The sequence below is a fragment of the Streptomyces sp. NPDC002926 genome (assembly GCF_053591755.1).
The window spans coordinates 680,678-700,879 of the sequence record NZ_JBSFUK010000001.1; the positions used below are offsets into that span (position 1 = coordinate 680,678).

Here is a 20,202-nt window from a genome sequence, read left to right on the forward strand (position 1 = left end):
GTGCACGTAGCGGCGCAGCGGGAAGGCGGGATCCTCATGGCCGAGTAGATCGGCGAGTGTGTAGACGTCCGGCCTCGGACCGGAAGTCCGGGCCTGGTGCCCCCGTCGATAGGTCCTCGGAATATGGCTGGCCCACACCACAGGGTGCGGGCCAGCACCGTTTCAGCATGCTCCTGCTGCCTACGCGGCGTCAGCATCCTCTCGCGTCTCCCGAAGGCGGGCGGCCCACTCTCGGACCACAGTCAGGTGGTCCGGTTGGAGGCCGGCGTGCGGGTCGGGCTGCACGAGCAGCGTCGGATGGCCGCGGGCGGTGCGTTCGGCGGCCCAGGCATGGTCGAGGGCAGTGAAGTCGTCGTCGATCCAGACGACGGGGTTTCTGCCGATCCAAGGGTCGACATGGTCGCGTTTCCAGAGGTAGCCGTTGGGGTGGCTGGTGGTGATCTGGGGGCGGGGGAGGTCGAGGTAGGGGAAGTCGGGCAGGCCAAGGAGGGGACCGATGATCGTGGTCGCGTTCTTGCGCCAACTCGTGCACCACACGGGGGTGATGAGGCCGCTGGTCAGGAGGGCGGTGAGGACGCCGCCGTGGTTCGGGTCGAGCCAGACGGGGACAGGGTCGTTGGGGTGCCGACCGGTGGGCAGGACGGTGTGGCGGACGTGGGTGGGCGGTGTGCTGCCGTCAGCAGCCGGGAACGGTATGAGGACGCCGTCGATGTCCAGCAGCAGGTAGGGCAGGGTCATCGTTGCCTCCGGGGCTTTTGCGGGCGGTGATCAGCAGGGTTGTCGGCCACGGGTCGCGGCGCGGGTGGCGAAGCTCCAGGGCTGACGTGATGCGCAGGCCGGTCCGGGCGAGGTGGGCGCCCCAGCGGTGGGCGTCGAACTCCCATCGTGCGATGGGTAGTCGGGTGTGGTCGGGCATGGTGACGTAGTCCTCGCGCGGACGATCGTCAGCGGATGGATGTCTTCCGGCCCGCGCCGGGTGCGGGAGGGAGAAAGCCAGGACACCGCCCGGCTTCAGGCGGCGCGAAATGGCGGCGAGCAGGAGCTCGGGGTCTACGAGGCCGATGGCGCCGAAGACGGAGTAGATCGCGTCGAAGGTCTGGCCGGTGACCTGCAGGTGGTGCAGTGCGTTGCCGGCGGCGAACGTGGCGTCGTCGATGTGTCCGTAGTGGGAGCGGGCACGGCGTATCTGGAGTCCGACCAGATCCACGCCGGTGACGCGGGCCTGATGGCCTTTCGCGAGGTGGGCTACGTTATGGCCGGGGCCGCAGCCCAGCTCCAGGATGCGCTTGCGGCGGAGGTCCGGGCCGAGAATCTCGGCGCCGGGACCGAGGCCGGGTGGGTGCTCCATTCCATCCGCGTCGGTGCGGTGAGCGCGTGGGCGGGAGCAGCGGCTATGCGCTGGGCAGCGTGGGCGTACCAAGGGGAGACCTGGGCGAGCACCTAGACCTCCAGGAGCTGGACCACGTCGTTCAGGTGGCGGCGGACGACGGGGATGTACGCGGGGTCCGCGGCCGGGTCGTTGATCCAGCGAATGGCCTGCTCCATGAACCACTCCACTGCCCACATGCGGTGCCAGCCCAAGGCCCATGCCTCGGCGGCCAGGTCACCCCGGGCGGCGAGCGCGTCCTCGTGGCCGCCTGCGGTGACGTACTGCTCCAGGAACACCCGCAGTCGCACAGGACTCGGCCTGTCGGTGGTGCCGTGGTAGGAGGCGAGGTCGATCAGGCCGGGGCCGGTGAAGGCGCGGGCGAAGTCGAGGAGGTGCCAGCCGTTCTCCCCGATGTGGATGCTCGTGGGGTGGAATTCGGAGTGGACCCAGCCGAACGGGTCGAGCGTCGCCCCCTGGACGCGAGCCCCGGCCGCAGCGGAGATCTTGCCCAGGGCGGTCTCGATGTCGTCGCAGTCCGTCCACCGGTCGGCCTTCCGCAGCCGCTGGAGGTGATCGAGGGCTCGGCCGGGCAGGGCCGCGAGGCCCGCGCTGTCGAGGAGGGGCAGGCCGCCTGCCGGGCGGGCGGCGTGGAGCATAACGGCAGCGGCGACGCCGTCGAGGTCGTCGGCATCCCGTACAGGGGTGCCGAGGTCGTCCATGAGCATCCCGAGCCACTTGTCCTGCATGGCGGTGGCGTGCAGCTCGGGGACCGGCAGCCCGCGCTGGTGTGCAACCCGCAGGGCCTGTGCCTCGCAGTCGAACGGCTCCTTGGCGTACTTGAAGACGGCCGTGGTGCCGTCGGGGAAGGTGACGCGTTCGGCGCCGGACATGTCCCAGACGCGGATCTCGGCACGTTCGGGGAGGGGCTTGCCGACGAGCGTGCACAAGTCGTCCAGCAGGGCGGCGGTCATGCTCTGGTCCATGGGGGTCTCCAGGGGGCTGGTGGGTTCCGGGGTGGGCGAGTGGGTCAGCCCGCCCCGGAGCCGTACTGGGGTTGGGGTTACTCGGCCGCGGTCACGCGGTGGGCGTAGACCTGCTCGATCCACCCCGCCTTGAACTCGGCCAGGTCGTCACGGAAGTTGGCCATCGAGGCACCGTAGGGCGCGACGACCCCGCCGGACTGGTCCGGCACGGACTGGCAGCCGTGCACGAGCCGGCCGCCGAGGGCGGCATGGGCCTTGATGGACTCGATCCGGCGGTGCTCGTTGAACCAGCCGCCGTGGTAAACCTCGTCCAGCATTCCGCCCATCTCGTCGTCCAGGTCGAAGACGACGGAGGTGGCGGCAGGGAAGAACCAGCACGGGCCGACGTTGGAAATGTGGCCGTCCAGCTCGACCTTGTTGAGTGCCATCAGCGTGGCCGCTTCGCGCAGCATGCGCAGGTGGCTGGCGGTGACCTGCGGGAGGCCGAGCGATTCGAGGTGCTCCTTGCGGAAGAGGTACGAGTAGACCCCGTACGCCGTTGCCAGCACACGGGCGGCGTCCGACGTGGACTCGCTGTTGTCCTTGATGAAGTCGAGTGCGAGCTGCTCGACCGAGCTCTCGGTCGTCTCGTCCACGTCGAGGAGCTGGGCCTTGACCAGGTCCCAGTCGGCGACGAGCCAGGTGTTGGACTCGAAGCGGAAGAAGTACTCGGCCGGGTCGATGGTGATGCGCCGGCCGTCCACGTGGATGCCGGGCAGGCGGCTCCAGCGCTGGTCGAAGGCGTCGGGCAGTTCGACAGTGATGGTCGCGGTGTCGATGGTGGTCACTGTTTCTCCGTCTCTGATCGGCCAGGCCGGGGCATAGGAATGCCCGAGCCCGGTAGGGCGTACGGAACTTGGGGCCGCCCGGCCCAAGAGTGGGGCGGCTGTCGACAAGTGAACAGCCCGCTACGCAGAGTGGGTACGGTGTGACCGAGACCAAGCGGTATACGCGGTTTACAGCTCCGGGACGGAGGATCGTGCCAGCGCCGACCGACCCCAACTCCCGCCTGCGCGAAGCCATTGCCACCGCCGGATGCACGTACGAGGCGCTCGCCAGGGACGTACGCCGCATCGCCGCCGAGAACGGCGAACTGCTCCAGACCAACAAGTCGGCCATCTCCCACTGGGCGAACGGAACTCGTGCTCCGTCCGGCCAGGCAGGCCAGTACCTCGCTGAAGCCCTCTCCCGACGGCTGGGCCGCGTCGTCACCCAGACCGACATCGGCCTCCAGTCACGGGACACCGAACACCCAGCCGACGACGACCCGGTCACTACGGTCACCGACCTCGGCCGCGCGGACGTCGAACGCCGACGCTTCCTAGCCATCGCTGCCTTCACCACGGCCGGCGTGGCGATGCCACTACTGCACGACGACGAAGCCACCTCCCGCATGCTCCGCGCCCGCACCGCCCGCTCCCTCGTCGGCGGCGAGGACATCGACGTCGTACGGCAGATCACGGCGGCCTTCAGCGCCGCCGACGAACGCCTTGGCGGCGGGCACGGCCTGACCACGGTCACCGCGTACCTCGCCGATACCGCAGCACCCATGCTCCGCGGACGCTTCCCCTCCGAATCCTTACGCCACGCCGCCTTCGGTGCCGTCGCCGAACTCGCCTACCTCGCAGGCTGGAAACACCATGACCTCGGCCACGAAGGCGCCGCCCAGCGCTATTACCAAGTCGGCTACCAACTCGCCTGCGAAGCCGACCCGCACGGCCACGCCGCCTGGATGATGCGTGCCCTCGCCCACCAGGCCCTCAGCCTCAAACAGCCCCACCACTGTGTCGGCCTCGTGGAAGGTGCCCTCACCCGTGGCGTCGGCCACATCGACGGCCAGACCGAAGCCCTCCTTCACATCACCCACGCCCGCGCCTACGCAGCCGTCGGCGAGAACCCAGCCGCCGCACGCGCCCTCCTCGCCGCCGAAGACGCCCTCCTACGCGACGATGAACCCCAGCCCAGCTTCTCCCGCGTCAGCGGCCCCGCCGCCGGCACCGTGGCCAGCCACACAGCCCGCACCCTGACCGACCTCGCCGACCACATCGGCACTGAACAACAGCACCGCGATGCCCTCACCCGCTGGGACCCGGAGAAGTACAAGCGCGTCCACTCCCTCACCCACGCCGACCTCGGCGACAGCCTCGCCGCCCAGGCCCGCGCCGACGAAGCGGTCGCCGCCTGGACCCAGGCACTGGTCCTCATGGAGGGCATGACCTCCGACCGCACCCGCAAGGCAATCTCCTCGATCCGCTCCACCCTCGCGGTCTACCAGCGCCGCCGGGTCCCCGGCGCCGCCGATCTCGCCCGCCGCGCCCGCGAGGCCCTCGCCTAACATGCCCAACAACCCGCCCGACGAAGGGAAAACCGTGGCCCAGCCCACCGACGACCGCCCCCCAGCCCTCAAGCCGGCGCTCGACTCGATGACCCTGCTGGTCGCCGCCGTCATCGTCCACGACAAGGCCACCAACCGCGTCGTGCTCCTCCAGCGCAGCGAGAACGCCAAGTTCGCCCAGGGCATGTGGGACCTGCCCGTCGGCAAGAGCGAACCGGGTGAGCCCATCACCGAAACCGCGGTCCGCGAGCTCTACGAGGAGACCGGCCTCACCGTGAAGCCCGAGTCCCTCAAGGTCGCCCACATCATCCACGGCGCCTGGGGGGTCGAAGCCCCCAACGGCTTCCTCACCGTCGTCTTCGCCGCCCACGAATGGACGGGCGAACCCGAAAACCGCGAACCGCGCAAGCACTCCCAGGTCCGCTGGATGGACGCCGGCGCCATCCCCAAGTCCTTCGTGGACACCACTGCCAGTGCGCTCCGCCATTACCTGGACGGGGACGCCCAGGTTTCGCTCGACGGTTGGCTGTAGGGGTAACAAACACAGCTTCTGCGATTTTCACAGCACGTATAGGACGCGCCTCACCAGAGTTGACACGGGAGCGGCCAGCGGGCGGTCCATGTAGGCGCAGTGGTCCGCGATCAGTCCGCAGGACAGTCGTAAACGACCGTCGGGACCGTCGCAGGCCAACGGGGAAATGCCAGGTCAGATCCATGGTTGGCGCTCCGCCGCAGGTCAGCTCGACCACAATGCGGGCGACGGCTCGGAACGCGTGGTCGGCGCCACGACTGAGGGCCGCCAGCGGCTCGAACGAGAACACCAACGGCCTGCTTCGGCAGTACTTCCCGAAGGGAACCGACCTCGCCACCCACACCCGCGACCACCTTGATGCCGTCGCCGCCGAACTCAACGGCCGCCCACGCAAAACGCTCGGCTGGGAGACTCCAGCCGAGCGCCTGCATAAACTGCTCGCGGCCTGATCAAACCGACCACGTGTTGCGACGATCCCTAGAAACCGCCCCTTCGCGGCGGCGGCCCTCTGTGTTGCTGGCACTGGGTCAGGGAATCGACCGAGCGGTGCACACGCGGTGCACAAGGGGGAAACCCGGAAGCAACGAGAACTGAGAAGAGTTTTCGCAGGTCACAGCCTGTTTCCAGGGCTTCAGACCAGGTCGCCCGACCCTGCCTCTTAGATGTCGAAGAACTGACCGAGCAGATTTCTGACCTCGGCTTCCGCCACGGCCAGCCTCGCCGACCTGCGGGGGAGCGGTCGTCGACTGTCGTCCTTGGTCGGCCATGAGCGGCCTTCGACGGCCCAACTGACCGACCGGGGGCCGATGAGTAGTCAGGTGCTTAGAGGTCGTTTCATCCTGCTGTTTCATCCCTGCATGCCGCTTTGATGTGCTGATGTCGGGTCTCGCCAGGAGATGGTGTTCTCTCCGGTGAGACGGCGAGCCATCAGGTCGGTCATCGCGAGGTGGATCATGGCTTCGGAACGGTGTGGGTGGGTTTCGTAGTCGCGGGCCAGGCGGCGGTGGAGCATGAGCCAGCCGTAGGTCCGCTCCACCGCCCACCGTTTCGGGATCGGGGTAAATCCCCTGCTCCCAGGGGTGCGTTGGACAATTTCGAGGTCGATGCCGAGGGTCGCGGCGTGCTCGACGAAGTGCTTGCGGTAGCCACCGTCGACCCAGACCTTGCGCAGGCCGGGGTGGTCGTCCGCAAGGCCATTGATGGCGCTTTCGTAGGCGGCGCACGCCAGGAAGGAGGCAGAGTGGACGATGCCGCCTGAGTCTGGCTAGAGACATCGGCGAGGAGAACCTCGGCTCCCTCTCGACACAGGCCTGCTGACCGCCGTGGGTATGGAAAGGCAATGGACATGATGCAGCTGTGGACGGCAATCATCGCTGCGGCTAGCGCATTGCTTGGCGCTTGGATCGCTCAGTTCCTCACGCTCAAGAGCGTTCGTGAGCAGGTGGCAGCTCAGGTGGCGGCGCAGCAGTCAGACCAGAAAGCTGAGCACCGGCTGTGGTTGCGTGAACAGCGCGCATCAGCCTATGAGGAGTTTCTTGATCGCACCCATGAGGCAGCCGGGTTTCTCAGGGATTTTGAGAAGCTGCGGGAGCGGGATCCCAACGCGGCACGTGCCGCGTACTCCGAAGCTGAAGGCGCTTTGGGGCGCGTGGAGCGGTCCCAGGCCAAGGTTGCCACGCTGGGGCCTGAGGTCGTCAGGTTCGCGGCGCACCACGTCCATGTAGCGCTGGGGATCTGGAGACATGGGCATGAACTTGAGACGGTCATTGACGATGCGGGTTGGGAGGACCCTGAGCCTGACTCTCGGCGCATTGCGGAGCGGGCTAACGAAAAGGCGATATCACTGTTCACGTCAGCGTACGTGGAAGCGATCCAAGCGGTCTTGGCTGACGACGGCACTGATCCGGAACGGACTCGCCGTCTGCGCGACAGGATCGGGCGGGAGGTCGAGGCAGCAAACGAGATGCTCTGCGAGCACATGGCTCCTCTACGGCAAGAGTTCGTTCTGCCGCCCCCGCACATGGAGTAGGACGGGTCGGGGGCAGTGGAGGAGCAATGCGAAGGCCGTCGGTCGTGGCTTCCAGGAGGGAAGAGCACGGCCGACGGCCCACAGACGGCCCAGGCAAGCGGAAACCCGCTCTGACCTGCGGCGTTCTTAGATGTCGAAGTACAGCTCGAACTCGTGCGGGTGCGGCCGCAGCTGGATCGGCGCGATCTCGTGCGTCCGCTTGTAGTCGATCCACGTCTCGATCAGGTCCGACGTGAAGACCCCGCCGGCCTGCAGGTACTCGTTGTCCGCCTCCAGCGCTTCCAGCACCGCCGGGAGCGAGGTCGGGACCTGCGGGACGCCCGCGTGCTCGTCCGGGGCCAGCTCGTAGAGGTCCTTGTCGATCGGCTCGGCCGGCTCGATCTTGTTCTTCACACCGTCGAGGCCCGCGAGCAGAAGCGCCGAGAACGCCAGGTACGGGTTCGACGACGGGTCCGGGGCGCGGAACTCGACGCGCTTGGCCTTCGGGTTCGAGCCCGTGATCGGGATACGCATCGCAGCGGAGCGGTTGCGCTGCGAGTAGACCAGGTTGACCGGGGCCTCGAAGCCGGGGACCAGGCGGTGGTACGAGTTCACCGTCGGGTTGGTGAACGCCAGCAGCGACGGCGCGTGCTTCAGGATGCCGCCGATGTAGTAGCGGGCGGTGTCCGACAGGCCCGCGTAACCCTGCTCGTCGTAGAACAGCGGGACGCCGCCCTGCCACAGGGACTGGTGGACGTGCATGCCCGAGCCGTTGTCGCCGAAGATCGGCTTCGGCATGAAGGTCGCGGTCTTGCCGTTGCGCCACGCGACGTTCTTCACGATGTACTTGAAGAGCATCAGGTCGTCGGCCGCGGCGAGCAGCGTGTTGAACTTGTAGTTGATCTCGGCCTGGCCGGCGGTACCCACCTCGTGGTGCTGGCGCTCGACCTGGAGGCCCGAGGCCTCCAGCTCCAGGGAGATCTCGGCGCGCAGGTCGGCGAAGTGGTCGACCGGCGGGGCCGGGAAGTAGCCGCCCTTGTAGCGGACCTTGTAGCCGCGGTTGTCCTCGATCGCACCGGTGTTCCAGGCGCCGGCCTCGGAATCGATGTGATAAAAGGCCTCGTTCGCCTTGGTCTCGAAGCGGACGCTGTCGAAGACGTAGAACTCGGCCTCGGGGCCGAAGTACGCGGTGTCCGCGATGCCGGTGGAGGCGAGGTACGCCTCGGCCTTCTTGGCGATGTTGCGCGGGTCGCGGCTGTACTGCTCGCCCGTGATCGGGTCGTGGATGAAGAAGTTGATGTTGACCGTCTTGTCGCGCCGGAAGGGGTCGACACGGGCGGTCGACAGGTCCGCGCGGAGCGCCATGTCGGACTCGTGGATGGCCTGGAATCCGCGGATCGACGAGCCGTCGAAAGCCAGCTCCTCGGCCGGGTCGAACGCCTTTGCCGGGATGGTGAAGTGCTGCATCACACCAGGCAGGTCGCAGAACCGGACATCGACGAACTTCACGTCTTCGTCGGCGATGAACTTCTTCGCGTCGTCGGCGTTCTGGAACATCCAACTCCTCCTACTCCCGACCCGGGAGGGGCGGGGTTGCAGCTCGGTCGTGCGGCCAGTGCGGTGGCACACGCTGGACCCGACGATAGGCAGACGGGATTTCTCCAGCATGACCCATTTGTTTCGCCGAAGTTAACCGGACCGGGGTCGGTGCCGCGTCTCGGCCCCGCCCGCAGGTGGGTGAAACCGGGCGCAGTACCGTGTACGGGTGGACAACAGGCAAGCAATCGGATCGTGGCTCTCGGGGCCCCGCGCGGCGGCCGAGGACATGGGCGCCGACTTCGGTCACCGGGGCGAGCGGCTCGGCCTGCCGGAGGCGGGGCCGGGCTCCATCGCCCCCCTCGGGCGGCGGTTCGGCGCCGTCTTCGTCGACTGGGGGCTCTGCCTCCTGATCGCATACGGGCTGTTCGCGAATGGTGACCGACAGGCCGTCGGAAACTGGGCGCTCAGCATCTTCCTCGTACTCAGTGTGCTGACCGTGGGCTCGGTCGGGTTCACCCCCGGCAAGCGGATCTTCGGTCTGCGCGTCGTCGCCGAAGGCGGCGGCCGGCTCGGGATCGTCCGGGTTCTCGTGCGGAGCCTGCTGCTCTGCGTCGCGATCCCGGCGCTCATCTGGGACCGCGACGGGCGCGGGCTGCACGACCGCCTCGCCCGCGCCGTACAGGTGCGGATCTAGAGGAGAGCGAGAAGGCGGGACGGACGGGCAACACGAGCGGCGAGACGCGGCGAGAGACAGCGACACGCGGCGAGACGCAGAGAGAGGCGGCCCCGGACGTGTACGTCCCGGGCCGCCTCTGTGTCTGTCGTGGGTCAGCGCTGCTTTCCGCCGCGCGGCATCCGCGTGCCCTTCGGCATCGGACCCTTCGGCAGCGGCATATTGCTCATCAGGTCGCCCATCGCCCGCAGCCGGTCGTTGGCCGCCGTGACCTGCGGTCCGCTGAGCACCCGCGGCAGCTTCAGCATCGTGGTGCGCACCTTCTTCAGCGGCACCTGGCCCTCGCCGTCGCCGACGATGATGTCGTGCACCGGTACGTCCAGGACGATGCGCGCCATCTTCTTCTTCTCGGCTGCCAGCAGCGTTTTCAACCGGTTGGGGTTGCCTTCCGCCACCAGGACGATGCCTGCCTTGCCGACCGCCCGGTGCACCACGTCCTGGCTGCGGTTCATCGCCACCGCCGGGGTCGTGCTCCAGCCGCGTCCCACGTTCTGCAGCACCGCGGCCGCCGCGCCCGGCTGGCCCTCCATCTGCCCGAAGGCCGCTCGCTCGGCACGGCGTCCGAAGACGATCGCCATCGCGAGGAAGGCCAGCAGGAAGCCAAGGATGCCCAGATAAACGGGGTGGTCGATCAAGAAGCCGATCGCGAGGAAGACACCGAAGGTGACGATTCCCACAGCCGCTAGGACAAGACCGATCTTGGAATCGGCCTTTCGGGTCATCTTGTACGTCAGAGCGATCTGCTTCAGTCGCCCAGTGTTCGCAGCAGCGTCAGTGCTGTCGGAGTTTGCCTTCCTCGCCATGTCTGGAAGTTTACGTGGCCTAGGAAGTGCGTCCGGCCACACCCTCCAGTACATGCTGCGCCTCGACCCTGTCCTTGGCCCGGCGCCGGTCTTCGAGGACCGCCGTCCATGCGTTCCGGCGGGCAGTGCGCTGTCCGCCGCCCAGGAGCAGCGACTCCATGGCGCGCAGAGCATCGGTGACGGACGGAATGGCGGTAGCGCGTACGGGACGTACCGGCGCGGCCTGCATGGTTGAGGTCCCCCTAAGGGTGAGCGTCGACGATGAGTGGAAGCGCTGCAGTGCGGTGCGGTGCACTGCAGCGCCGTGAGCGGTGAGTGCTGTGCGTAGACCCAATGTCACTGACTGGTGTTACCAGTGCATGACCGAGCGGTCAAACACCGATGAAACCTTTTTGCGCCATCCGCAAACGCTGACGCGGCCCATACACCGCCCCGACCTGCGGGGAGGGCATGCGCCGCGTCAACCGTTGATTACTCAGTGGTAATTGCTTGTGCCTGAATTCACACAGTCTGCGGGGTGGCCACGGCACCCCGCCGCTCCATCGCCTGCTGGTACAGCCGGCCCGCTCGGTACGAGGAACGGACCAGCGGCCCCGACATCACACCGGAGAAGCCGATCTCCTCGGCCTCCTCCTTGAGCTCCACGAACTCGTGCGGCTTCACCCAGCGCTCGACCGGGTGGTGGCGTACCGAAGGACGCAGATACTGCGTGATCGTGATCAGCTCGCAGCCGGCGTCGTACAGGTGCTGCAGTGCCTCGCTGACCTCTTCGCGCTCCTCGCCCATGCCCAGGATGAGGTTCGACTTGGTGACCAGGCCCGCCTCGCGGGCACGTGTGATCACCTCGAGCGAGCGCTCGTAACGGAAACCGGGGCGGATCCGCTTGAAGATCCGCGGCACGGTCTCGACGTTGTGCGCGAGCACCTCGGGGCGCGAGGAGAAGACCTCGGCAAGCTGCTCCGGCACCGCGTTGAAGTCGGGGATGAGGAGCTCGACCTTCGTACGGCCCGCCTCGCGCTCCGACGTCATCGTGTGGATCCGGCGCACCGTCTCCGCGTACAGCCAGGCGCCGCCGTCCTCCAGGTCGTCGCGCGCGACGCCGGTGATCGTGGCGTAGTTCAGGTCCATCGTGACGACCGACTCGCCCACGCGGCGCGGCTCGTCGAGATCGAGCGCGGCGGGCTTACCGGTGTCGATCTGGCAGAAGTCGCAGCGCCGGGTGCACTGGTCGCCGCCGATGAGGAAGGTCGCCTCGCGGTCTTCCCAGCATTCGTAGATGTTCGGACAGCCGGCCTCCTGGCACACCGTGTGCAGACCCTCGCTCTTCACGAGCTTCTGCATCTGGGTGTACTCGGGCCCCATCTTCGCCCGGGTCTTGATCCACTCGGGCTTGCGCTCGATGGGGGTCTGGCTGTTCCGGACCTCAAGGCGCAGCATCTTGCGTCCGTCGGGTGCGACTGCGGACACGTCCGGCTCCCTACGACTTCGATTCTTCGGCGGACACCAGGGTACGCCCGTTATTTGTGTGGCCTTACGTCTGGCCAACCCTTGGCCAGAGGGGCGCATTCCCTAGACGGCTGCCTCGACGTCCCGCGGCCGCAGTTCGGCGTTCTCCAGGACGTCGCGGAGATGTTTCTCGATGACCGGGAGAACCTCGGCGATGGTGATCTCGCGGCCCAGTTCGTACGAGAGCGAGGTCACGCCCGCGTCCCGGATGCCGCACGGCACGATCCTGTCGAACCAGGTGTTGTCCGGGTTCACATTGATCGCGAAGCCGTGCATCGAGACGCCCTTGGCGATACGGATGCCGATCGCGGCGAGCTTGCGGTCCTCGCGGCGCTGGCCGGCGTTGGAGGGGGCGTACTCCGGGCCGTTCAGCCGCGGGTCGAACTCCTCGTCCTGCAGCCGTGGGTCGAAGTCGAGCGAGAGACCGCCGATCGCCGGACGCTGCTCGACCGGGTCGCCGAGGACCCATACGCCGCTGCGTCCCTCGACCCGGCTGGTCTCCAGGCCGAACTCCGCGCAGGTCAGGATCAGCGCGTCCTCGAGCCGGCGCACATGCGCGATGACGTCCACCGGACGCGGCAGTTTCAGGATCGGATAGCCCACCAGCTGGCCGGGGCCGTGCCAGGTGATCTTGCCGCCGCGGTCGACGTCGACGACGGGAGTGCCGTCGAGAGGGCGTTCGCTGTCCGCCGTGCGCCGGCCCGCCGTGTAGACGGGCGGGTGCTCGAGGAGCAGGCAGGTGTCATCGATCTCGTCGGCGAAGCGGGCGGCGTGGACCTCGCGCTGCTTCTGCCACGCCTCCTGGTACTCGACGGCTTCCTCGCCGAACCCCAGTTGGACGAACCGCAGCTCACTCACGGCTGTGCCTCCCTAGAACCTTCACCCTGCACTCATCGCGCCCAGCCACTGTACGGCGGCTCCGGAAACGGCGGCCGGGCAGGTGCCGGGCAGTTCCCGGTCACGCGGCGCCTGTCAGCGACGTCCCCAATCCTCACACGATCGGATGAATGTGGGGCGAAGCTGGCGGGCCGAGCCGTAGGGGCGGCTAAATTCGCGCCGTTCCATGAGGGCTGCTCCCGGCCCGGAAGGCAGGAGACCGCACAGCTGATGACGGAACGACCTCCGCAGCGCATCCCCAACCGACAGCTCGCCGCGCTCATCGCAGAAGCCGGATTCTCCAACGCAGGCCTGGCCCGCAGAGTGGACCAGCTCGGGCTCGAGCACGGCCTGGATCTGCGCTACGACAAGACCTCCGTGACCCGCTGGCTGCGCGGCCAGCAGCCTCGCGGCACGACCCCCGCCCTGATCGCCGAGGTGTTCACACGGCGGCTCGGCCGCCGGCTCTCGGCGCAGGACCTGGGTCTGGACGCCTGTGCGCCCGTCTACGCCGGTCTGGAGTTCGCGGCCACGCCCGAGGAGGCCGTGGACATCGTGAGCGGCCTGTGGCGCAAGGACTCCGGCAGCCACGCGGAGCTGCGGAAGATCGCCTTCACCCCGGCCGGGCTCGTGGTGCCGAGCAGGGACTGGCTGATCGGCCGGGCCGACGAGCGGGTGAGCCGGGCGGACGAGCGGGTGAGCCGGGCGGACGCGGTCCAGAACGGGACCGCCCGTATCCCCGCCCAGGGCAGGATCGCCGTCCCACGGCAGCGCGGCACGGACCGGGGCCCCGGCCAGAAGGTCTCCAGCGGCGACATCGCGGCACTGCGCTCGGTCGGCGAGCTGTTCCGGACCCTCGACCACGCCTACGGCGGCGGGCACGCCAGGCAGGCGCTGGTGCGCTATCTCGAGCACGAGGCCGAGCCGATGCTGCGCGGCACCTACGGGGAGGTGACCGGGCGGCGGCTGTTCGCCGCGGCGGCCGATCTGACCCGGCTGGCGGGCTGGACCTCGTACGACATCGCGGCCCACGGCCTCGCCCAGCGCTACTTCGTCCAGGCGCTGCGGCTCTCCCAGGCGGCGGGCGATCGGGCATACGGCGCGTATGTGCTGGTGACCATGAGCCGGCAGGCGGTCTATCTGGGGCATGGACGCGAAGCGGTGCAGCTGACACGCGTCGCCCAGCAGGGTGTCGGCTCGTCGGCTCCGCCGCTGGTGCAGGCGCTGCTGCATTCCGTCGAGGCGCGCGGGCACGGCGTGCTGGGCGAGGCGCGGGCGTGTACGGCCTCGCTGGTACGGGCCGAGCGGGCGCTGGAGACGGCGCGGCCCGGCGACGATGTGCCGCACTGGGCGCGATTCTTCGACGAGGCGCAGCTCGCCGACGAATTCGGGCACTGCCACCGGGATCTGCAGCAGTACCGGCCGGCGGTGCAGCATGCGGAGCGCTCGCTCCAGCTGCGCGCCCCGGCGTTCGCGCGCAGCCGCCTCTTCTGCCGGGTGGTGCTGGCCTCCGCCCGGCTCGGACTCGGCGAGCTGGACCAGGCATGCGCGCTGGGGGCGGAAGCGGCACTGCAGGTGTCGGAGATGCGGTCGGCGCGGGCGGTGGAGTACGTACGCGAATTCGAGCGGCGGCTCGAGCCGTACCGGGACGCGGCGGCGGTACGGAACTATCGCGACCGGGTCGCCGCGCTGGGCTGAACCCGGGGTCCGGGGCGGGCCCCCGGATTCAGCCCCGGACCGGAACCGGACCGGACCCGGACCCCGACCCCCGTCCGCGATCGCCGGACGGGGCCTGATGTTGCCGGCCTAGGCGACCGCCGAGAGCGCGACCGTTTCGTACCCGGGCTGCTGGAGGCCGAAGTCGCGCAGGATCGCGTCCGCGGCCCGGCGGCCCGAGAAGAGCGCGCCCTGGACCGTACTCGTGTCGCGGTGGTCGCCGCAGACATAGAGGCCGGACAGCAGCCGCACCGGACGGCGCAGATCGTGCGGCGGGGGCATCGCGGGCACCGCCTCCGGGTCGTGGTGGACGGCGAGCAGTTCCCAGTCGTCCGTGGGCGTGCCGTAGAGCGTGGCGAGGTGGGTACGGACGGTGCGGTCCAGATCCGGCGGAGGAGTCCCGAGCACGGTCGACGAGATCAGTACGCGGCCGTGCGGGGCGCGCGACGGATCGACCTCGCTCATCACCGCCGTGTGCGAGACGGGGCCGCCGCGGTCCGCGTCCAGCAGGAGCGCCGGGTCGCTCAGCGGCGGCGCGGGCGCCGTGTGGTGAAGGACCGTCACGGGGTGGAAGGGCGGTACGCGCAGGCCCGGCAGGAGCTCCGCGGCCGCGCGGGCGCCGGTGGCCAGCACCAGGGCACGGCAGCCGATGTCGCCGTACTCCTTGGTCGTGACCCGCGTGATCGAGGCGTCGGTGACCCACACCCCGGTGTGTACGGTGCCGGACGGCAGCGACGCCGCCAGCCGCTCGGGCAGCGCCGCGGCACCGCCTTCGGGGACGCACATCCGGCCGCGCGCGAAGCCGCGCAGCGCCAGATCGGCGCACCGGCTGGAGGTGTCCAGCGCCGGGTCGCAGAGCAGCGCGGAGAGCAGCGGGCGCAGGAAGCCGTGGACCGTACGGGCCGGGAGGCCGCGGGCGCAGAGCGAGTTCGCGGTGGGCCGCTCGGGGCGGGCGAGAAGGCGCTCCACCGGGGTGCCGGCGAGGCGGGCGAGAGATGCGCCGAGCCGGGCCTGGTCGAGCGGCCGGGGGGCGCTCGCGAGGGCGCGCGCCACAGTGAATGCGCCCCCTACGCCCCGCAGGGCGTGGGGGGACCCCCGCCGCGCGCTCCCCCCTTCACCGGTCCGCCGGACCGCTTCGCCGGTCCGCTGGAGCCGCCCTCCGCTGTGCACGAGCACACCGGGCGAGAAGGGCCGCAGGACGACATCGCCGAGCCCCGCCGTGCGACGCAGCTCCGGATACGAGGTGTTGAGCAACTGGCCTATGCGGTCGAGCCGGAAACCGTCGATCTGCTGGGTGGCCATCCGTCCGCCCACATGAGGGGCGGCCTCCAGAACGCTGACCGAGACGCCTGCGCTGGTCAGTTGATGAGCCGCCGAGAGACCGGCGATCCCGGCCCCGACGATGACGACATCCGCATGGTGAGCGCTGCTGAGCACGTGCCCCTCCCCGAGGTCGGCGCGGCTGGTGGGAGGCTCATGCCCCCACCATGCCCCCGGAATACCCGAGTTCGGACCGAGACTAGGGAGCCGTCGCCGTACCGCGAGTCGCGCACGCCGTGGAGCACCGGAGCGCGGGGGCGCACACACGGCGGCCGACCGGCCGCAGGGCGCTACCGCAGCGCCGCGCCGACCGCCTCGTCGATGCCCGGAAAGGCGAACGAGAAGCCCGACTCCAGCAGCCGGGCCGGCAGCACCCGCTGGCTGCTCAGAATGTCCCCGGCCAGCTCGCCCAGCGCGATCCGCAGCGCGGGCGCGGGGACGGCGAACACCGTCGGCCGGTGCAGCGCGCGGCCCATCGCCGCCGTCACCTCGCTGTTGGTGACCGGGTCGGGGGCCGTGAGATTCACCGGCCCCGACAGCGACTCGGTGTCGAGGATGTGCCGCAGCGCCGCGACCTCGTCATGCAGGGCGATGAAGCTCCAGTACTGCCGGCCGTTGCCCAGCCGCCCGCCGAGGCCCGCCTTGAAGAGCGGGAACATCCGGCCCCACGCGCCGCCCTTGCGGGCCACCACAAGACCGGTCCGCGCGAAGGCGGTCCGCACCCCCGCCTCCTCGGCCGGGGCCGCCGCCTCCTCCCACTCCACGCACATCTTCGACAGGAACCCGTCCCCGGGCGGCGCACCCTCGTCCACCGCACGCTCCCCGGTGTCGCCGTAGTAGCCGACGGCGCTCCCGCATACCAGCACCCTCGGAGGTACGTCCAGGGTGGCGACGGCCTCCGCGATCGCCGCCGTGCCGAGCACCCGGCTGTCCCGGATCTCCTTGCGGTACGCATCCGTCCAGCGGCGCGCGCCGACCCCGGCCCCGGCGAGATTCACCACGCCCTCGCAGCCCACCAGGCCGGCCACGTCGACGTACTGCCGGTGCGGGTCCCACTCCACCTCGTCCCCGGCCCGCGCGGGCCGCCGCACCAGGCGCACCACCTCGTGCCCGTCGGTGCGCAGCGAGCGCACGAGTGCCGTACCGATGAGTCCGGTGGAACCGGTGACCGCGATCCGCATGGCCCCCATCCTGCCCCCGCACGGCCCCGTGGCACAGTGACGCCCATGTCCCTGTCGCACATACGCCCCGCACGTCACACCGACGAAGCAGCGCTCGGTGCGCTCGACCGGGACACCTGGTCGCCGCTGCACGCCGTGCAGCCGAGGCCGAAGCCGCCGTACGACCCTTTCTTCGACGCGAACCATCGGCCCGAGGATTTCCTGGTCGCCGAGGACATCGCCGAGGACGGTGACGGCACGATCACCGGCTACATCCGGCTGATCCCGCCCACCCCGCTCGCCTGCAACCGGCATGTGCGGCAGATCCAGGGCCTCGCCGTGGCCGTGAACGCGCGCGGCCGCGGGATCGCACGAGCGCTGCTGCGGGCGTCGTTCGACGAGGCGCGCCGCCAGGGCGCGGTCCGGATGACACTGCGGGTGCTCGGACACAACACACCGGCCCGCACGCTGTACGAGTCGGAGGGCTTCGCGGTCGAGGGCGTACTGCCGGGGGAGTTCTGGCTGGAAGGGCGGTACGTCGACGACGTGATGATGGGCCGCAGCCTCACCCCCTGAGGACCGTTCTCACAGGTTTCCGAAGCGCTCCCAGAGCCGGGGGAAACGTTGCGCCAGAGCCGCGTCGTCGTCGAAGTCGAACGGCGTGCCCAGCGGCTCGGCGGTCTGCGGCGGGATCCCCAGATCCGGTGCCACCACACCGGTGAGCTGCTCGTACGCCTCGTCCGCCGCGTACCCCAGCTCCTCGCCGTCCCCGTCGATGTCCTCGTCGAACTCGTCCAGCAGTTCGGCCAGCGAGTCCGGGTCGTGCAGCGCGCCCTCGAAGATCTCCCGGCCCTGCCCGATCAGCCAGCAGCGGAAGTAGTCGAAGGCGTCGTCGCTGGCACCGGCGAGCAGCACGGCGGCCGCACCCCACAGATCCCAGCGGTACGCGCGGTTGTAGCGGGCCTCGAAGTGCCGGGCGAAGTCCAGCACGGAGTCGGGGTCGAGCTGCAGCAGCCGCTCGACCAGCAGATCGGCATGGTCCTCGGGGTCGCCCTCGGCGGCCTCGCGGGTGCTGTCGATGATCTCCCAGAACTCCGTCTCGTCCATCACGGGACAAGCATCGTGGTTGGCGGGAGGCGGCGCACGCGGAGCCACCGAAATGCTGACTCTTTCGAATGGCGGACAGAGGATGTCGGGTATACGTGCGACGGTCGGCGTATGACGACGGACACACCACTGGCAGGAAAAATCGCACTGGTCGCCGGCGCGACCCGGGGCGCGGGCCGGGCCATCGCCGTACGGCTGGGCGCCGCGGGCGCGACCGTGTATGTGACGGGACGGACCACCCGCGCGCAGGTCAGCGAGGTCGGCCGGGCGACCGAGACCATCGAGGGGACGGCGGAACTGGTCACGGCGGCGGGCGGCGAGGCCGTCGCCGTACCGACGGACCATCTGGAGCCGGAGCAGGTACGGGCGCTGGTCGAGCGGATCGACAGGGATCACGGCCGGCTCGACATCCTGGTCAACGACATCTGGGGCGGCAACCACCTGCTCGACTTCAACACGAAGATGTGGGATGTCGACCTGGACCGTGGGCTGCGGATGCTCGAACTCGGCGCGAAGAGCCACATCATCACCAGCAGCATCGCGCTTCCCCTGATGGTGCGGCAGCCCGGCGGTCTGGTCGTCGAGGTCACCGATGGCACGGCCGAGTGGAACACGCGCTTCCGGGAGAACTTCTACTACGACCTCGCCAAGAACGCCCCGATCCGGATGGCGTTCATCCTCGGCGAGGAACTGAAGAGCGTCGGTGGCACGGCGGTGGCCGTCACCCCGGGCTTCATCCGCTCCGAAGAGATGCTCGACATCATGGGCGTCACGGAGGAGACCTGGCGCGACGCGATCGCGAAGCAGGCGCACTGGGCACTCTCCGAGACGCCGGACTACACCGGCCGGGCCGTCGCGGCGCTCGCCGCGGACCCGGAGCGGGCCCGCTGGAGCGGCCGGTCGCTCGACAGCGGGCAGCTGGCGAAGGTATACGACTTCACGGACACGGACGGCAGCCGGCCGGACGTCTGGGCCTTCATGCTCCAGGAGGCGGCGGGAGCGGAGCCCTCTTTGGCGGATTACAGATAGCGCGGCTACCTGTAGAGCCGGGCCGCCCGCTCCGACGAATCGGCGAACAGCGCACGCAGCTCCGGCGGCTCCAGGAGCTCCACGTCCGGGCCCAGCGCGAACAGCTGCCCGTACGCCACCTCATGGGACTCCACCGGCAGAGTGAGCGTCATCCGGCCCTGCCCGTCCGGCCCTTCCGCCGCCGCCAGCGCCTCGCGGGCCGCCGCCCGGTCCGTGACGTACGGCAGCCGCCGCGCGCCGTCCTCAGTGACCCGGACCACCACCTCGGCGCGGAGGATGGAGCGTACGAACTGGCCCGCTCGCTCCTCCCAGAAGGCGGGCAGGTCGAAGTCCTCGTCGCGGTCGAAGACTTGGCCGTCCATGTCCACCGCCGTGAACCGGTCGATCCGGTACACCCGGAAGGCCGTGCGGGCGCGGGCGCACAGGTACCAGACGCCCGCCTTGAGAACGAGTCCGTACGGCTCCAGTTCTCGTTCCACCTCGGCGTCCCGGCGTCGGTAACGGGCCTTGATACGGCGGTCGTCCCAGACCGCCTCGGCGACCGCGGGCAGCAGCTCCGGCGTCTTCGGCTCCTGGTACCAGCCGGGCGCGTCCAGATGGAACCGCTGCGCCGCCGAATCGGAGGCGTCCTTGAGCGAGGGCAGCAGCGCCGCGGACACCTTCAGACGTGCCGCGGACGCCGCGTCCTCGAGCCCCATCTCCCGCAGCGCGCCCGGGAGCCCGGAGAGGAAGAGGGCCTCGGCCTCACTGCGCCCGAGCCCGGTGAGGCGGGTGCGGTAGCCGCCGACCAGCCGGTAGCCGCCGGCCCGGCCCCGGTCGGCGTAGACCGGGACACCGGCCTCCGACAGTGCGAGGGCGTCCCGGGTGATGGTCCGCTCCGAGACCTGAAGTTCCCGCGCCAGCTCCGGGCCGGTCATCGAGGGCCTGGCCTGGAGAAGCAGCACCATCTTGATCAGCCGGGCAGCGCGCATGCCTCCATCATTGCGCAGCCCGGGCGGGCGGCTCCCGGAGTTCGGTCACTCCGGGCCGGGTGCCCGGACCGGCCGCGACCGCGCACCCCGCGGGCACCAGGTTTGCGCCGTCGCTCCCGGCGCGTCCTCGTCATACGCGACCCCCGGCGGCCGTCGGGCCGCCGGGGGGTCGCCGT

At 69.7% G+C, this 20,202-nt stretch carries 19 protein-coding genes and 3 pseudogenes; 8 read left to right on the forward strand and 14 right to left on the reverse strand.

Annotated features, from left to right (window positions below; translation table 11 throughout):
* Window positions 1-180 precede the first annotated feature (180 nt).
* From ACWDZ6_RS03005 to ACWDZ6_RS03020, 4 genes and pseudogenes are all read right to left on the reverse strand, one after another.
* On the reverse strand, window positions 181-738 hold the full coding sequence (locus tag ACWDZ6_RS03005; protein ID WP_451501425.1) for an HAD domain-containing protein: 558 nt from the start codon (window positions 736-738) through the stop codon (window positions 181-183).
* Between the two features lie 16 nt (window positions 739-754).
* Window positions 755-1,440 (reverse strand): annotated as a pseudogene (locus tag ACWDZ6_RS03010) (class I SAM-dependent methyltransferase); the annotation flags it as partial.
* Window positions 1,441-2,352 (reverse strand): aminoglycoside phosphotransferase family protein, encoded by a 912-nt coding sequence (locus ACWDZ6_RS03015; RefSeq protein ID WP_451501426.1) that lies wholly within the window; start codon window positions 2,350-2,352, stop codon window positions 1,441-1,443. It abuts the pseudogene before it with no gap.
* Window positions 2,353-2,429: 77 nt separating this feature from the next.
* Window positions 2,430-3,179 (reverse strand): hypothetical protein, encoded by a 750-nt coding sequence (locus ACWDZ6_RS03020; RefSeq protein ID WP_451501427.1) that lies wholly within the window; start codon window positions 3,177-3,179, stop codon window positions 2,430-2,432.
* Between the two features lie 191 nt (window positions 3,180-3,370).
* Here ACWDZ6_RS03020 and ACWDZ6_RS03025 point away from each other — a divergent pair, with 191 nt between their 5' ends.
* From ACWDZ6_RS03025 to ACWDZ6_RS03035, 3 genes and pseudogenes are all read left to right on the forward strand, one after another.
* Window positions 3,371-4,726: a helix-turn-helix domain-containing protein gene (locus ACWDZ6_RS03025; protein WP_451501428.1), complete on the forward strand. Its 1,356-nt coding sequence runs from the start codon at window positions 3,371-3,373 to the stop codon at window positions 4,724-4,726.
* Window position 4,727: 1 nt separating this feature from the next.
* Window positions 4,728-5,258: an NUDIX domain-containing protein gene (locus tag ACWDZ6_RS03030; protein WP_451501429.1), complete on the forward strand. Its 531-nt coding sequence runs from the start codon at window positions 4,728-4,730 to the stop codon at window positions 5,256-5,258.
* A 272-nt stretch (window positions 5,259-5,530) separates the two neighbouring features.
* Window positions 5,531-5,707: pseudogene (locus tag ACWDZ6_RS03035) on the forward strand (transposase); the annotation flags it as partial.
* Window positions 5,708-6,105: 398 nt separating this feature from the next.
* Here ACWDZ6_RS03035 and ACWDZ6_RS03040 read toward each other — a convergent pair.
* Window positions 6,106-6,507: pseudogene (locus tag ACWDZ6_RS03040) on the reverse strand (transposase); the annotation flags it as partial.
* A 90-nt stretch (window positions 6,508-6,597) separates the two neighbouring features.
* On the opposite strand from ACWDZ6_RS03040, the gene ACWDZ6_RS03045 reads away from it, so the two are divergent.
* Complete coding sequence (locus ACWDZ6_RS03045; RefSeq protein WP_451501430.1) at window positions 6,598-7,287, forward strand: hypothetical protein; 690 nt, start codon at window positions 6,598-6,600, stop codon at window positions 7,285-7,287.
* 126 nt (window positions 7,288-7,413) lie between these two features.
* Here ACWDZ6_RS03045 and glnA read toward each other — a convergent pair whose 3' ends face one another.
* Window positions 7,414-8,823, reverse strand: coding sequence for a type I glutamate--ammonia ligase (glnA, locus tag ACWDZ6_RS03050; RefSeq protein WP_326649473.1), 1,410 nt, complete (start codon window positions 8,821-8,823; stop codon window positions 7,414-7,416).
* 208 nt (window positions 8,824-9,031) lie between these two features.
* Between glnA and ACWDZ6_RS03055 the strand changes: the two genes are divergently transcribed.
* Window positions 9,032-9,499 (forward strand): RDD family protein, encoded by a 468-nt coding sequence (locus ACWDZ6_RS03055; RefSeq protein WP_451501431.1) that lies wholly within the window; start codon window positions 9,032-9,034, stop codon window positions 9,497-9,499.
* A 134-nt stretch (window positions 9,500-9,633) separates the two neighbouring features.
* Here the strand turns inward: ACWDZ6_RS03055 and ACWDZ6_RS03060 are convergent, their stop codons facing one another.
* The 4 genes from ACWDZ6_RS03060 to lipB all read right to left on the reverse strand — a co-directional run bounded on the left by ACWDZ6_RS03060 (window position 9,634) and on the right by lipB (window position 12,705).
* Entirely contained in the window at window positions 9,634-10,341 is a 708-nt protein-coding gene (locus tag ACWDZ6_RS03060) for a DUF4191 domain-containing protein (RefSeq protein ID WP_326649471.1), read from the reverse strand.
* Window positions 10,342-10,360: 19 nt separating this feature from the next.
* Window positions 10,361-10,570 carry an SCO2195 family GlnR-regulated protein gene (locus ACWDZ6_RS03065; RefSeq protein WP_326649470.1) on the reverse strand — a complete coding sequence of 70 codons (210 nt, stop codon included), beginning with the start codon at window positions 10,568-10,570 and terminating at the stop codon, window positions 10,361-10,363.
* Window positions 10,571-10,842: 272 nt separating this feature from the next.
* Window positions 10,843-11,808, reverse strand: coding sequence for a lipoyl synthase (gene lipA / locus ACWDZ6_RS03070; protein ID WP_389177449.1), 966 nt, complete (start codon window positions 11,806-11,808; stop codon window positions 10,843-10,845).
* 102 nt (window positions 11,809-11,910) lie between these two features.
* Window positions 11,911-12,705 (reverse strand): lipoyl(octanoyl) transferase LipB, encoded by a 795-nt coding sequence (lipB, locus tag ACWDZ6_RS03075; protein WP_451501432.1) that lies wholly within the window; start codon window positions 12,703-12,705, stop codon window positions 11,911-11,913.
* A 249-nt stretch (window positions 12,706-12,954) separates the two neighbouring features.
* Here lipB and ACWDZ6_RS03080 point away from each other — a divergent pair, with 249 nt between their 5' ends.
* A complete protein-coding gene (locus ACWDZ6_RS03080) occupies window positions 12,955-14,421 on the forward strand; it encodes a regulator (RefSeq protein WP_389177455.1) in 1,467 nt (488 codons plus the stop codon).
* 108 nt (window positions 14,422-14,529) lie between these two features.
* Here the strand turns inward: ACWDZ6_RS03080 and ACWDZ6_RS03085 are convergent, their stop codons facing one another.
* Window positions 14,530-15,876: an NAD(P)/FAD-dependent oxidoreductase gene (locus tag ACWDZ6_RS03085; protein ID WP_451501433.1), complete on the reverse strand. Its 1,347-nt coding sequence runs from the start codon at window positions 15,874-15,876 to the stop codon at window positions 14,530-14,532.
* Window positions 15,877-16,049: 173 nt separating this feature from the next.
* Complete coding sequence (locus ACWDZ6_RS03090; RefSeq protein ID WP_351458540.1) at window positions 16,050-16,949, reverse strand: TIGR01777 family oxidoreductase; 900 nt, start codon at window positions 16,947-16,949, stop codon at window positions 16,050-16,052.
* Between the two features lie 36 nt (window positions 16,950-16,985).
* On the opposite strand from ACWDZ6_RS03090, the gene ACWDZ6_RS03095 reads away from it, so the two are divergent.
* Window positions 16,986-17,495: an N-acetyltransferase family protein gene (locus ACWDZ6_RS03095; protein WP_451501434.1), complete on the forward strand. Its 510-nt coding sequence runs from the start codon at window positions 16,986-16,988 to the stop codon at window positions 17,493-17,495.
* Window positions 17,496-17,504: 9 nt separating this feature from the next.
* Here ACWDZ6_RS03095 and ACWDZ6_RS03100 read toward each other — a convergent pair whose 3' ends face one another.
* On the reverse strand, window positions 17,505-18,026 hold the full coding sequence (locus ACWDZ6_RS03100) for a DUF4240 domain-containing protein (protein ID WP_451501476.1): 522 nt from the start codon (window positions 18,024-18,026) through the stop codon (window positions 17,505-17,507).
* Window positions 18,027-18,137: 111 nt separating this feature from the next.
* Here ACWDZ6_RS03100 and ACWDZ6_RS03105 point away from each other — a divergent pair, with 111 nt between their 5' ends.
* A complete protein-coding gene (locus tag ACWDZ6_RS03105) occupies window positions 18,138-19,055 on the forward strand; it encodes an SDR family oxidoreductase (protein WP_451501435.1) in 918 nt (305 codons plus the stop codon).
* A gap of 5 nt (window positions 19,056-19,060) precedes the next feature.
* Here ACWDZ6_RS03105 and ACWDZ6_RS03110 read toward each other — a convergent pair whose 3' ends face one another.
* Window positions 19,061-20,026 (reverse strand): helix-turn-helix transcriptional regulator, encoded by a 966-nt coding sequence (locus tag ACWDZ6_RS03110; protein ID WP_451501436.1) that lies wholly within the window; start codon window positions 20,024-20,026, stop codon window positions 19,061-19,063.
* Between the last annotated feature and the right edge of the window lie 176 nt (window positions 20,027-20,202).